Genomic DNA, 13,389 nt, shown 5'->3' with positions numbered 1-13,389 from the left:
CCCCGGAAGGTCGCGGCGGCGTCAGTCGATGACGTGGTAACCGCCGTCGATGAAGATCACGATCCCGGTGATTTTCTGCGCGGCGTCGCTGGCAAGAAAGGCGGCTGCCGCCCCGATGTCGTCGATGGTGACGAGTTGCCGGAGCGGAGCCTTTTCTGCCGTTCGCTGCAACAGTTCGTCAAAACGATTGATGCCTGACGCTGCTCGCGTTGCCAGCGCTCCCGGCGAAAGGGCGTTGACGCGAATCCCCTGGCTTCCGAGCTCCGCCGCCAGATACCGCACCGAGCTTTCCAGGGCTGCCTTGACCGGTCCCATCATATTGTAATGCTCGACGACCTGCTCGGACCCGTAGAAGCTGACCGTCAGCAGGCATCCCCCCTCGCTCATCAGCGGTTCGGCCAGCTTCGCCATTCGGATAAAGGAGTGGCAGGACACTTCCATGGCGAGCGCAAAGCCCGCCCCACTGCAGTCCACCACGCGGGCGTGCAGGTCCTCCCGCGGGGCGAAGGCGATGGAATGCAACACGAAATCAAGACGGCCCCACTGCTGCCGGATGCTGGCGAACACGCGCTCCAGTTCGCCGTCACACCGTACGTCGCATGGTAGGATCAAGGCGGCGTCAAGCGCCTCGGCGAGCGGCCGGACGTGCGGCTCAGCCTTATCATTGAGATAGGTGACGGCCAATTCAGCGCCCAGCGCTCGAAATGCCTTGGCACAGCCGTAGGCGATGCTTTGGTCATTGGCGATGCCGGTGACGAGGCCGCGCTTGCCCTCCAGCGAGATCAGCGCCATGGCTTGCTCCTCCTGCCCGAAGTCGACCGATCAGGTGCCGCTCTGAGTCCGACCCTGCTGGACACCGCGCTGATAGGCTCTGTCCTCGGTCTTCTTGTGGTAGTCGTACAGCATGCCGCCGGCGAGCCCGACGCCGGCGCCGATCGCAGCTCCCATACCGGCATTGCCGGCGATGGCGCCGACCAGGGTGCCGGCTGCCGCTCCGCCAGCCGTGCCGGTCAACGCACGCTGCTGGGTCGCGCTCATATCGCTACAGGCGGAGAGCGGCACCGCCAGCGTGACGATGCAAAGAAGATATCTCACACGCATGCTCAGGTCCCCCTCGACAGCTTGCCAATGGCTCATGGAGAATGGCGGCGGATCACGCCCTACAGGGAAAGTGCTGCGCCAGATATCGGAAGAGGCCTTCCACCGGCGGCAACGACAAGGCGCTGGGATTCTGTTGACCCCAGGTGACGAATGCGGCGATCGCATCGTTACGGGAGGGTGGCGGGTTCGGTGGGCAGAACAGCGGCCGCTTACCCTCGGCAGCCGATGCGATCTGATGATATTGATAGGCGCCAACCGCAAATCCCTGACAGAAATGCAAGGCGGCGATGCCGGTGCTGTCGACCGGCTTGGCCTCGCATAGCTTCAGCAGGTCACCGGTGCTCTTGACCTGAAAATTCCTTTCAGACGGTGGCGAGTCAGACAATGGCGAGGTTTGTGCGGTCGCAACAGCTGCGGCGGCAACAACTGCCAAGATCGTGTAGGCGCTAATCGTGAAGGCGCTGAGAATTGGACGGTTCTGCATGGGTTGCTCCCGGCATGTGTCGTTATAGCCACACGTCGCGATCAGGTCTTAGCCTGACCGGGAAATGCGTGCCGGCCATTGCCGGCATTCGCTTTCCCGGGAGCAATTGAGCCGTCGCTGGGGATTGTTGCAAAAGTAGCAAACAGGTGCCGCGGGCGGTGGTACGGTAACAACCTGCGGCTCCGCAGACGGCGGCACTAAGTTATTGGTGGATTGCTTTGTGTTTCCGTCCGCTTTAGGGAAACAAATGAACTTTGAGCTTAGCCTGCAGATCAGCGGCTTCCCGTTCCGAAAGAAGAAAGCAGGAGCTGTGCCAGGCCAACGAAATTCCGCTCAAGCAATCGGCACATTTCATCCCGTCAGATCTCGACCGCCTGCGCCCGAAGAAATGATCGCCTTCATCAAACATGACCAAGCTCTCTCTAACCTCGCGCTGAACGTCAACTTGACGACTGCCGATCAAGGACGCTGTCACTCGCATCGCATTTGAGGACCGAGAGGTCATCATTCCTGAAATTGCCGCCCCCGCCGTCTCCGTCGCCTTGTGTCAATCAGCACAATGCTCCCGGCATCAATGCTTCTTTTGAGAACGAACAACCAAATATATGCACGAGCACGCAGGCAGTATTTTTGCTCAAAGTTCTGCCGCCACTCTACTGCGATTCTGCCGCACACATAACAATAGAGCCCAGGGTCTAGGGCGACTGTTACCGTATCAACGTAAACTGTTGCATTCTTCGGCGGCGGATGCGAGCGGGCGCACCATTCGGCGGCGCGGGCTGCCGTTCCTGAAGTTTTCCTGAAGTTGAAGATTGGCGACATCATCGCCGCCGTGATCGGCAAGGCGCTCGCCTTGTCCAGCCCTCCGCCCTCCGAAAGCGTGTTCTGAGCATCTGCCACAAGGAGCTCGACCATGAGCTTGGATCAAGACACCACCTTGCCGTTGGATCATCTGGTCTCGACGATGGAAGCTCGACTGGATGCCTGGCGCGTCTTGAATGCCGCAAACCGTGCCTGGGCCGCGACCGGGGCCGCGACCGGGGACGAGACGGCAAAGCAGGCTGTGGAGCATCAACTGCGCTGCCTGTCCTCGTTGGAAGAGTTCTACGCCTTTCCCGGCCGGCAGTTCATGGGCAGTCTGGCCGAACTCGTGGCGGAAGGAGATGCGGCTGCCGCTGCGCGCCTAAGCGCGCGACTGAGCGCCGCGCTGCTGTCGAAATCTTACCACAACAATCCCGGTGAATGGGACAGCGACGAGTCTTCCTTGGACAATGCCGACCGTCTGCCCCCCGCTCTGAACGGGAACGGCGGAGACAAGCATCGGCCCTATTTCGAGGTGCTGGTCGTCACGCCGACGCCACAGACCAAATGGACGGAAGTAAGCCGCGAGATGCGCCGGCTGCGGCGCCCGCAGGACCCGTTCGTCTACGAACTTGTGATCGTCGGAAGTTTCGAAGATGCGGCGCTGGGTGCCATTCTGAACCCTGCCATCGAGGCCGTGGTCGTCTTTGACGGCTTTCACTTCGCCTCGCAACACGACGTGCCCTTGCTCCACCGCTTCCTGGAGGCGCATGTCCCGCCCGGTGTGGCCGATCTGACCAGCGAGGCGATGACACCGGCTCTGGTGCGGATGTTGAAGAATTTGCGACCGGAACTGGACATCTATCTGCTCAGCGACCGCAAGGTCGAGGAGATGGCCGCCAATCCCGAACTCGCGTGTGTGCGCCGCGTGTTCTATGAGGTGGAGGAGCCTCTGGAAATCCACCTCAGCATCCTGGATGGAATCAATGACCGATACGAGACGCCATATTTCGACAATCTGAAAAAATACTCGCAGCGCCCGATGGGCACATTCCACGCGCTGCCGGTCGCCCGCGGCAAATCGATCTTCAAGTCGAACTGGATCCGCGATATGGGCGAATTCTATGGACTGAACCTGTTCTTGGCGGAGTCCTCGGCCACCACCGGCGGGTTGGACAGCCTGCTGGAGCCGACCGGCAACATCAAGACCGCACAGGATAAGGCGGCGCGCGCCTTCGGCGCCGACCACGCGTTCTTCGTCACCAACGGCACCTCGACCTCCAACAAGATCGTCGAGCAGGCGCTTCTGCACCCCGGCGATATCGTGTTGGTGGACCGCAACTGCCATAAGTCGCACCATTACGGCATGGTTCTGGCCGGTGCCCGACCCGTCTACCTCGAGGCATATCCGATGATGGAGTACTCGATGTACGGTGGGGTGCCACTGCGCACCATCAAGAAGGCAATGCTTGACCTGAAGGCGGAAGGCAAGCTGGACCGGGTCCGCATGCTGCTGCTCACCAACTGCACCTTCGACGGGCATGTCTACAACACACGTCAGGTCATGGAGGAATGTCTGGCGATCAAGCCGGATCTGATCTTCCTATGGGACGAGGCGTGGTTCGGCTTCGCACGGTTCTCGCCTTTCTTCCGCCAGCGCACCGCCATGGGGGCGGCTACGCTGATCAAACGGGCAATGGCCGGTTCCGACTATCGCAGTGCGCTGGAGGCTCAGCGCCGCGAGGTCGGGGTCGATCTTGATCCCGCTGATGCCCGTTTGCTGGACCGCCGTCTCGTGCCGGATCCGGACAGAATGCGGGTGCGCGTCTACCAGACCAACTCAACCCACAAATCCATGTCCGCACTGCGCCAGGGATCGATGATCCTGGTCTGCGACCAGGATTTCCATCATGTCGAGGAGGCATTCCACGAGGCGATCTTCACCCACACCTCGACCTCGCCGAACCTGCAGATCATCGCATCGCTGGACATCGCCCGGCGCCAGATGGAGCTGGAAGGCTACGAGATGGTGATGAAGGCGACCCAACTGGCCTTGACCATCAGGCGCGAGGTCAACCGGCATCCGTTGGTTTCAAAATACTTCCGCGTGCTGGACCTGGGGGACATGGTCCCGGCGGAATTCCGCCGAACCGGAATGGAAAGCCTGACCGGCACGGACTGGACCAAAGCCATGGAATCCGTCTGGAACGACGAGTTCGTGCTGGATCCCACGCGCCTTACACTGGTGTGCGGCTCCGCCGGATTTGACGGAACCGAGTTCAAGGGCATGTTGGCCGAAAAGTACGATATCCAGATCAACAAGACATCGCGCAACAGCATTCTGCTGCAGACCAATATCAACAACACCCGCAGCGATGTCGCTCACCTCATGAAAGTGCTTGTGGACATCGCCACCGGGATCGAGGAACGCCTCGCCGCAGGTGGCGAACCGGCGGTGGCCGCCTTCCGGGGGCGCGTCGCGGGCCTGATGAAAGACGTCCCGGACATGCCGAACTTCAGCCGATTCCACGACCATTTCCGCGAGGATACCGGTAGCGCGACCAGCGAGGGAGACATTCGCTCCGCCTTCTACCTCGCCTATGACGAGGGGTCTTGCGAGCACGTGAAGCTCAACAGCCGGGAGATCGACCGCCGGCTGAAGAGCGGGCCGGAGTTGGTTTCCGCCAGCTTCGTGATTCCCTACCCGCCAGGTTTCCCGATCATGGTGCCCGGTCAGGTCATCACCACTGAAACGATCGAGTTCATGCGCAAGCTCGACGTCAAGGAAATTCACGGATACCAAGCTTCACGCGGGCTGAAGCTTCTAACCCCGAAAGCATTGGCTGTGCAGCCGGTGATGCGGATCGAGGTGGCGTAGGCGGACTTCACGCTTTCCTTCCCCGGTTCGAAAAGAGGTGCGTGATGGACACGTTCTTCCAATTCCTTCAGGCCAATCCATTCATTCTGCTGTTCTTCACCGTCGGCGCGGCGGTCGGCATCGGTCGACTCAGCATCAAAGGGTATGGGCTCGGCATGGTTGCGGCCGCGATCGTGGTTGGCGCGGGCCTTTCCATCTGGGCGTCGACCTACGGGGTGAAGCTGCAGCTCAATGAGTGGGTCAAGTCGCTCTTCTACTACCTGTTCATGTACGGGGTAGGCCTGCGCGTTGGTCCCAGCTTCGTCAACAGCCTGAAGGGTGACGGACTGAAATTCGTCGTCCTCTCCTTCGTTTCCTGTTTCGTCGGGCTGGCCATCATTGTCTTGGGGGTGAGGATCTTCGACCTTCCGGCAGGTACCGCGGGCGGTATCCTTGCCGGCTCGCAGACCATGTCGGCAGCCATTGGTTCAGCCGAACAGGCGGTTACCGCCGGCGCCATGACCCTACCCCCCGGCACCACACCCGAACAAGCCAGCGGCATGATCGCGCTGTCCTATGGCATCACCTACATCTGGGGCACGGTTGGCATCATTCTGATCTGCAAGTACCTGCCACGCTGGTGGGGCGTCGACGCCAGGGGCGCCGCCATGGAGTATGAGCGGACCCACGGCGTGCAGAATGTGGATGATACCGGACTTACCGGCTATCGGCCGTTCGGCCTGCGTGCCTACCGCGTCGAAGACGCCGATGTGGTGGGCCATACCATTGCCGAGTTCCGCAGCAAATACCCGATGTACCGCGTCGGCAATGTCCAGCGCGATGGCCGTTCGCTGGGCGCCGCCGCTGACGTGGCGCTGGAAAGCGGCGATGTGGTGGCGCTGGGTGGTCGATTGGAGGATTTGACCGTCAACATGGGCGTGATCGGTCCGGAGGTCGCCGACAGTGATGCGCTGAACATCCCCCTCGACCAGGCCGAGATTCTCGTGACCCGCAAAGAGGTGGAGGGCAAGCCTCTGATCGACTTCCGTCACACCGAATTGGCCGGCCAAATTCAATTGGGCGGTATTGAACGCGGCGGCGTCCCCATTCCAATCGGCACGGACACGAAACTGCAGCGCTTCGACGTGTTGAAGGTGGTGGGGCTGAAGACCGCTGTAGAGCGCGCCGCCAACATCATGGGCCGGATCGCCCGCCCCAGCACGGCCACCGACCTGCTGACGCTGTCGGGCGGCATGATTCTGGGGTTCCTGATCGGGCTGATCCAGTTTCCAGCCTTCGGCGCCTCGGTGGGGCTCGGCAATGCCGGAGGGCTGCTGGTGTCCGGCGTTATCGTCTCCTCCGTCGCATCTCGGTTGCGGTTCTTCGGCAACACGCCCAATGCCGCCCGCAACGTGCTGGAAGATATGGGACTTGTGGTATTCGTTGCCATCGTTGGCGTCAACGCCGGAGCATCGTTGCTGTCGCAGCTCACAGGCGGCATCGCGCTGAAGATCTTTCTGGTGGGCTTTGTTGCCTGTTCGGTGCCCCCCTTCGTGGTCTGGGCATTGGGCTATCACCTCTTCAAGATCAACCCGGCAGTGCTGATGGGCGGCGTGGCCGGTGCCCGCAGCCATTCCGGCCCGGCCCGTGAGGCCGCCAAGGAGATCGACAGTTCCGTGCCCTGGATCGGCTTCCCGGTCGGCTATGCCATCTCCGGCATCCTTCTAACCGTACTCGGCTACTTTGCGATGATCCTTGCATAGTACAACGCATTGACCAGGAGGAAATCATGGACTGGGTCGGCAACCTGCTGCGCCATCATCCAGACCTAGCGGTCTTTCTGGTTCTAGGATTGGGCTACTGGATCGGGAACTTCCGGCTCGGACTGATCACCCTGGGGCCGGTTTCCGGTGCATTGTTCGCCGGCCTGCTCATTGGACAGTTCAGGATCCCGGTGTCGGACACGGCGCGTTCGCTCCTGTTCCTTTTGTTCCTTTTTGGCAACGGTTACGCCGTTGGGCCGCAATTCTTCCAGTCGCTGCGGGGCGACGGCCCCAAGGCTCTGGTGCTGACGGTGATTCAGTGCAGCGTCGCACTCGCCGTCACCATCCTCCTGTCCAAGCTGCTGGGGCTCGATCCCGGCATGGCGGCCGGTCTGCTGACCGGCAGCCTGACCCAATCCTCCGCACTCGGCGCTGCGGTGGAAGCCATCAAGGATCTCCCGCTGACGGAGGCCGAGCGACAGTTGATGTCGGCGCGGGTGGCGATCGGCGACGCGCTGACCTACATGTTCGGCACACTGGGAGCCATCCTGTTCGTCAGCCAAATCGGCCCGCGCCTGCTGGGGATCGATCCGCAGCAGGAGGCGCAGCGGCTTGATGCGGAACTCGGCGTCAAGAACAAACCGCCGGGAATGATGAATGCCTACACCACCTTCATTGCGCGCGCCTTCCGGCTCGATCGTCCCGAGTTTGCCGGGCATACCGTCTCCGACCTGGAAACGCAGGCGCCCAAGCGGGTCATGATCAACCGTATCCGGCGTGGCGACAACATCATCAACGCCGCCCCCGACACCGCACTGGCCCAAGGCGACGTGCTGACGCTGACCGGTCGGCGGGCCTCGGTCATGGAGGTCGGCCCCTCCTTGGGCCTGGAGACCGATGATCCGGAGGTGCTGGACTTTCCCGTAATCCAGGCCCGGCTGATCATCACCAGTGCCTGGGCCGAAGGCAAGACTCTGCAGGAGCTTAGTGAAGTCCCTGAGACGCGGGGCGTCTTCGTCCGTCGCATCATGCGTCTCGGACAGTCGATCCCGATCCTGCCGGAGACACGGGTCAACCGCGGCGACCAATTTGAAATCGTCGGTGGCGAGCCCGAAGTGAAGCGCGCTGGGCAAAAGCTCGGCCGCGTCGAGAGCGAGACCCTGACCACCGATATGAAAGCGGTTGGGCTTGCGATCGCACTGGGGGCCATTGTGGGTCTGCCGCAGCTGATCGTCGGCCCCTTGCACATTGGCCTGGGCACCAGCGTCGGCGCATTGCTGGCCGGCGTGATCGTTGGCTGGCTGCATTCCCGCCATCCCGGCTTCGGCCAGGTGCCACCAGCGGCTTTGGACCTCATGCGGGTCGCCGGGCTGGCGGCCTTCGTTGGCATGGTGGGCATGCAGGCGGGTCCACATTTCATCTCGGCATTGCTGGAATACGGGGTCGCGGTGGTCCTGGGTGGTGCCGTATGCACACTCGTGCCGCTTTTGGTCGGAACACTCGTCGGCCGGTACGTCCTCGGGCTGAGTCCGCTGCTTACCCTGGGTGCGGTGGCTGGGGCTCAGACTTCAACTCCTGCTCTCGCTGCCCTGCAGGATCGCTGCGGCAGCCCGGTGGCCGTGCTCGGTTACACGGTGCCCTACGCGATCGGTCAGATATTGTTGACGGTATGGGGATCGGTCATCGTGGGCATTCTGACTTAAAGCGGAGATGCCGGCTGCTCGTTCTTCGCCTGCGGTCAGAGCTGGTAAACGCAGGATGCAGGCAACGCTGTGCTTACGTCACCGAGGAACGGGAGCGCATGCCGGAAGCAAGCTGCCCGAAGCTCTATGAGATAAATACCCGCGTGTGGCTGCGCGAGATCGGGAGCGCGCTCGGCCGCCCTGCGACGCTGGACGACGTCTCGGATGCCGAACTCGACCACTTGGCCAGCCAGGGATTCGGCTGGATTTGGCTGCTCGGTGTGTGGCAGACGGGAGAGACGGGGCGGATGGTTTCCGCCACCTATGCGGGCTGGCGCAACAGCTTCGCCGAAGCACTCCACGATCTGAAGGATGAGGATATCTGTGGGTCCTGCTTCGCCATCACCGGCTACGCGGTGCATCGCACGCTCGGCGGCGACGCGGCGCTGATCCGCCTGCGCGAGCGGATGCACCGGCGGGGCCTGCGGCTTATACTCGATTTTGTTTCCAACCACACGGCGATCGATCATCCCTGGGTGTCGCAGCGACCTGAACTCTATGTGCAAGGCACCGCAGGCGATCTGACGCGAGCGCCGGCGGATTTTGTCCGCGTTTTGACAGAACGCGGCCCGTTGATCCTTGCCCACGGGCGCGACCCCGGCTTTCCAGTCTGGCCAGACGTGGCACAACTGAACTACGGCGAACCGGCGACAGGGCTGGCCATGACAGACGAGCTGCTCGCCATCGCCAAGCTGTGCGACGGCGTGCGATGCGACATGGCGATGCTGGTCCTGCCTGACATCTTCCGTGCCAGTTGGGGGATCGCGACTGAACCATTTTGGTCCAAGGCCATTCGGCGGGTCCGTGCGTCGTACCCGGATTTTCTGTTTTTGGCGGAAGTGTACTGGCAGCTGGAACGCGAGTTGCTGCGGGAAGGGTTCGACTACGTCTACGACAAAGGGCTCTACGACCGGCTTCGTTCACAGACGGCACGACCGGTGCGCGAACATTTGCGGGCGGCATCTGTCGACCAGCGCCGGCTCGTACGATTTCTCGAAAACCATGACGAGAAACGGGCGGCAGAGGCGTTTCCCTGGGACGTCCATCAGGCGGCCGCTGTGCTGTGTTATCTAGGTAAGCGTTGTGTGACGACACATCCGACGTGATCGTGGTTCATGAAATATTCCGCTGGTCGCAGCTCAGCGGGGTAAGAGGATGTCGGGTCAGGATCTGGAGAGCTATTGGCGCAATCATGTTGATGCCTGGAAGGGCAGCGGGCTGACGCAGAAAGCCTACGCTGAAGCCCATGGAATTGGACGCTGGGCTCTGGGCCGGTGGTCGCACCGCTTTGCCGCTGTGGAGGAGGTGAGCGCTCGCTGTCATAGGGATAGTCCTGGTGCTGTCCCTATGACGGCGAGCGCTCCCTTGGTGATGGAGATCGTCGAGGCGGCACCCCGCCGGCGGTATTGGTCACAGGCAGAGAAGGAGCAGCTGGTGGCGGAAACCTGCGAGCCGGGCGTGAGCGTGTCGCTGGTCGCCCGGCGGCGCGGGGTCGATCCCAGCCTGCTGTTCCGCTGGCGCCGCCAGATGCTCACTCCGGCCGAGCCGACGCCCATCTTCGCGCCGGTGGAGGTGGCGGACACCACGTCGGCTCTTCCCCTCACGCCGCCAACTCCATGCGGTGCCAGCATGATCGAGATCGAGTTGGCCGGCGGACGGCGGCTGCGGGTTGGGCGGGATGTCGATGCCGAAGCACTGCGCCGGGTGATCAGCGTGCTGGAGCGGCCATGATGCTGTCGATCCCGGCCGGTGTGCGCATTTACCTGGCGCTGGAGCCCTGCGACATGCGCCGGGGCTTCGACGGACTCGCCCTGCTGGTGCAGCAGGCCCTCGGCAAGGACCCGTTCTGCGGCCACCTCTACATCTTCCGAGGGAAAGGGGCTGGACGCGTGAAAATTCTCTACGCCGATCAGAACGGCCTGTGCCTGTTCGCCAAGAGGCTGGAGCGCGGCCGTTTCGTTTGGCCAACCACCCGCACTCCGGGCGGCACGGTGGTACTGACGCCGGCGGAACTGTCCCTGCTTCTGGAGGGACTGGAATGGCGTCACACCGTGTCGGCATCCAGGCCGGCCGTAGCGGGATGAATGGGAGAAAAGATGAGGAAAACCGCGGGCTTGGCTGGCTTGGGGCCGTGATCCGAGGTACAATCGGCCATGCGCTTCGACCTCGACAACCTGCCCGCTGATCCGGCCCTGCTGCAGCAGATGGTGCGCGATTTGGCCGAGGTCGTGGAGCGCCAGAAAGCCGATCTGGCGGAGCTGGAGGCTCTGCGTCAGCAACTCCGGCAGATGCAGCGCACCGTCTTCGGGCGGCGCTCCGAACGGCTCGATCCCGATCAGCTCGATCTCGGGTTGGAGGAGCTGGAGGCGGACATCGCCCGGGTCGAGGCCAAACTCGCATCCCCTGAACTGGAACCGTCGGCCCCTGCGGAACCACCCAGCCGTGGCCGCGACTTGCCCGATGATCTGCCGCATCACGATCTCACGCTCGAGCCGCCTGGGCTGGAGTCCGGCGCCGGGGTTTGCCCCTGCTGCGGCGGGGCGTTGCATGAGGCCGGCGAGACGGTGGCCCGGATGATCGACTACGTGCCGGCCCAGGTGCGGGTGCTGCGCATCCGCCGGCCCAAGTACGCCTGCCGCGGCTGCGGCACGCTGCATCAGGCGCCGGCCCCGGAGAAGCCGATCGCCAAGGGCATGGCGACGCCGGCGATGCTGGCGCACGTCATCACCAGCCGCTACTGCGATCATCTGCCCTTCTACCGCCAGGCGCAGATCCTGGCCCGCAACGGCTTCCCCGTCGACCGCTCGGTTCTGGCGGGCTGGGCGGGACAGGCGTGTTGGTGGCTGGAGGCGCTGCATGAGGAGCTGGCCAAGGCCCTGTTCGCCTCGGCCAAGCTGTTCGCCGACGACACGCCGATGCCGACGCTGGCGCCGGGAACTGGCCGGGTGAAGACAGGACGGCTGTGGGCCTATGCTCGCGATGATCGGCCCTGGCAGGGGCTGGACCCGCCGGCGGTGATTTACGCTTACACCAGCGATCGCAAAGGCGAACGCCCAGCCGCCCACCTGCGGGAGTTCTGCGGGGTGCTGCAGGTGGACGGTTACGCCGGGTTCGAACGGCTGGCTGCCGGCAATAGGGTCGTGCTGGCGGCCTGCTGGAGCCATGCGCGCCGACGCTTCTACGACCTGGCCGAAAACGGCTCGCCGATCGCCGCCGAGGCGCTGCGCCGCATCGCCCGGCTCTACGCGATCGAAGAGCGCATCCGCGGCCGCACGGCCGATGAACGCCGGCAGCTTCGGCAAGCCGAGGCCGCTTCCCAAGTGGCGGAGCTGAAGGCGTGGCTGGAGCACGAACTTCCCCGCCTGCCGGGCCGCTCCAAGCTGGCCGAGGCGATCCGCTATGCGCTCGGCCGCTGGAAGGCGCTGTGCGTCTACCTGGGCGACGGCCGGGTGGAGATGGATACCAACACAGTGGAGCGCTGCATCAGACCGGTAGCCCTCGGCCGGAAGAATAGCCTCTTCGCCGGCTCGGAGGGCGGCGGCCATCGCTGGGCGGTGATCGCCTCGCTGGTTGAGACCTGCAAGCTCAACGCTGTCGAGCCGTTCGCCTACCTGCGCGACGTCCTGGAGCGCATGGTGAACGGCTACCCCGCCGCACGCCTCGCCGATCTGCTCCCCTGGAACTGGAAGCCCGCCGTCAACGCCTGATCCGGTGCGATCACGCTCCGCTTACTTATCTAGCGCCGGGTCTGCGCCTGTTTCACCAGGGTCAGTTCGAAGGGCGTCGCAAACAGCTTCCCGTACACCTGTCGCGGGCCGACGCCGAGCCGGTCAACGCCGCCGTGTCCGCTTTCTATGATCAGTTGATGAGCCTGCTGCGCAAGCCAGTGTTTCAGGACGGAGACTGGCAGTGCCTTGACCCGGATGAGGCCTGGCCAGGCAATGGCAGCTGGAACGGCTTCATCGGCTTCCAGTGGACCGGTAGATGCGGCACGGTCTGGATCGTCGCGGTGAATTATCAGCCCTGCCAGGGGCAATGCTACCTACGCTGCCCTGGTATGGCCTGCGGGCCGGTGATCCTGACGGACCAGATGGCAGCCGCGAGCTATGAACGTGAGGGCGGAGACCTGGCGTCGCGCGGACTGTTCCTCGACATGCCGGGCTGGAGTTATCACGTGTTCGAGCTGACCCAGCCACTTTCCGAACCGGTTGGAGCCGGGTGAGCGCGGGGCCAACAAGGACAGTGACGACATCAGGAATGATGGCTTTCGCTGATGGGTGGGTTCGTTGGGACGTGTGCCCGGCCTCGCCCGCAACAGCTGTGCCGACCGGTCAGCGCCGTTGCGCAACAGTCGCCACCCGACCTGCGCGGAGGAGCGCCAACGCGCAAGCGAGTTGAACCATCTCGGACGCAGATATCGAGAAGCCGTTGATCTGGCCCTAATCCGGCGCATTCCCTCCAAGGCCTTGTCCACCAGAACCTGCGCATCCGACGCGTCCACATACGAGTTCAGCACCAGGTGGACCGTGCTGGTAAAGAGAGCATCATCGGGCCCCAGGTCCGGCGGGGTTTTGCCGGGATGCATCCTGGAAAGTTCCGAGCGGTAACGCTCCAGCGCGGCGCGCGTGTCGGCGCTACCGC

General features: G+C 63.2%; 11 protein-coding genes and 2 pseudogenes. 9 read left to right on the top strand and 4 right to left on the bottom strand.

Annotated elements, in window-relative coordinates:
• Window positions 1–21 precede the first annotated feature (21 nt).
• The 4 genes from fabI to ACCD06_RS02310 all read right to left on the bottom strand — a co-directional run bounded on the left by fabI (window position 22) and on the right by ACCD06_RS02310 (window position 2,500).
• Window positions 22–792: an enoyl-ACP reductase FabI gene (fabI, locus tag ACCD06_RS02325; RefSeq protein ID WP_413338477.1), complete on the bottom strand. Its 771-nt coding sequence runs from the start codon at window positions 790–792 to the stop codon at window positions 22–24.
• Between the two features lie 30 nt (window positions 793–822).
• Window positions 823–1,095, bottom strand: a complete 273-nt coding sequence (locus ACCD06_RS02320; RefSeq protein ID WP_371307091.1) for a glycine zipper family protein — start codon at window positions 1,093–1,095, stop codon at window positions 823–825.
• A 58-nt stretch (window positions 1,096–1,153) separates the two neighbouring features.
• Window positions 1,154–1,585 (bottom strand): Rap1a/Tai family immunity protein, encoded by a 432-nt coding sequence (locus ACCD06_RS02315; RefSeq protein WP_413338475.1) that lies wholly within the window; start codon window positions 1,583–1,585, stop codon window positions 1,154–1,156.
• A 504-nt stretch (window positions 1,586–2,089) separates the two neighbouring features.
• A complete protein-coding gene (locus ACCD06_RS02310) occupies window positions 2,090–2,500 on the bottom strand; it encodes a hypothetical protein (protein ID WP_413338473.1) in 411 nt (136 codons plus the stop codon).
• Here ACCD06_RS02310 and ACCD06_RS02305 point away from each other — a divergent pair.
• The 9 genes and pseudogenes from ACCD06_RS02305 (at window position 2,499) to ACCD06_RS02265 (ending at window position 12,970) form a co-directional block, all read left to right on the top strand.
• Entirely contained in the window at window positions 2,499–5,264 is a 2,766-nt protein-coding gene (locus ACCD06_RS02305; RefSeq protein WP_413338472.1) for an ornithine decarboxylase, read from the top strand. The two genes, ACCD06_RS02310 and ACCD06_RS02305, sit on opposite strands and share 2 nt — an antisense overlap.
• Before the next feature lie 44 nt (window positions 5,265–5,308).
• Window positions 5,309–7,006, top strand: a complete 1,698-nt coding sequence (locus ACCD06_RS02300) for an aspartate:alanine exchanger family transporter (protein WP_413338470.1) — start codon at window positions 5,309–5,311, stop codon at window positions 7,004–7,006.
• Window positions 7,007–7,032: 26 nt separating this feature from the next.
• Window positions 7,033–8,709 carry an aspartate-alanine antiporter gene (gene aspT / locus ACCD06_RS02295; protein WP_413338468.1) on the top strand — a complete coding sequence of 559 codons (1,677 nt, stop codon included), beginning with the start codon at window positions 7,033–7,035 and terminating at the stop codon, window positions 8,707–8,709.
• A 98-nt stretch (window positions 8,710–8,807) separates the two neighbouring features.
• Window positions 8,808–9,854, top strand: coding sequence for an alpha-amylase family glycosyl hydrolase (locus ACCD06_RS02290; RefSeq protein WP_413338466.1), 1,047 nt, complete (start codon window positions 8,808–8,810; stop codon window positions 9,852–9,854).
• A 49-nt stretch (window positions 9,855–9,903) separates the two neighbouring features.
• A pseudogene (gene tnpA, locus ACCD06_RS02285) lies at window positions 9,904–10,050 on the top strand (IS66 family insertion sequence element accessory protein TnpA); the annotation flags it as partial.
• 90 nt (window positions 10,051–10,140) lie between these two features.
• Window positions 10,141–10,479 (top strand): annotated as a pseudogene (gene tnpA / locus ACCD06_RS02280) (IS66-like element accessory protein TnpA); the annotation flags it as partial.
• Complete coding sequence (gene tnpB / locus ACCD06_RS02275) at window positions 10,476–10,832, top strand: IS66 family insertion sequence element accessory protein TnpB (RefSeq protein WP_149472612.1); 357 nt, start codon at window positions 10,476–10,478, stop codon at window positions 10,830–10,832. The pseudogene tnpA (ACCD06_RS02280) and the gene tnpB, both read left to right, overlap by 4 nt.
• Window positions 10,833–10,901: 69 nt before the next feature.
• A complete protein-coding gene (locus tag ACCD06_RS02270; protein WP_413338464.1) occupies window positions 10,902–12,455 on the top strand; it encodes an IS66-like element ISAli15 family transposase in 1,554 nt (517 codons plus the stop codon).
• Between the two features lie 158 nt (window positions 12,456–12,613).
• A complete protein-coding gene (locus tag ACCD06_RS02265) occupies window positions 12,614–12,970 on the top strand; it encodes a hypothetical protein (RefSeq protein ID WP_413338462.1) in 357 nt (118 codons plus the stop codon).
• Window positions 12,971–13,389 lie beyond the last annotated feature (419 nt).

The organism is Azospirillum sp. CT11-132, from assembly GCF_047302835.1.
Classification (GTDB): Bacteria; Pseudomonadota; Alphaproteobacteria; order Azospirillales; family Azospirillaceae; genus Azospirillum.
This window is presented reverse-complemented; position numbering and strand designations above follow the sequence as displayed.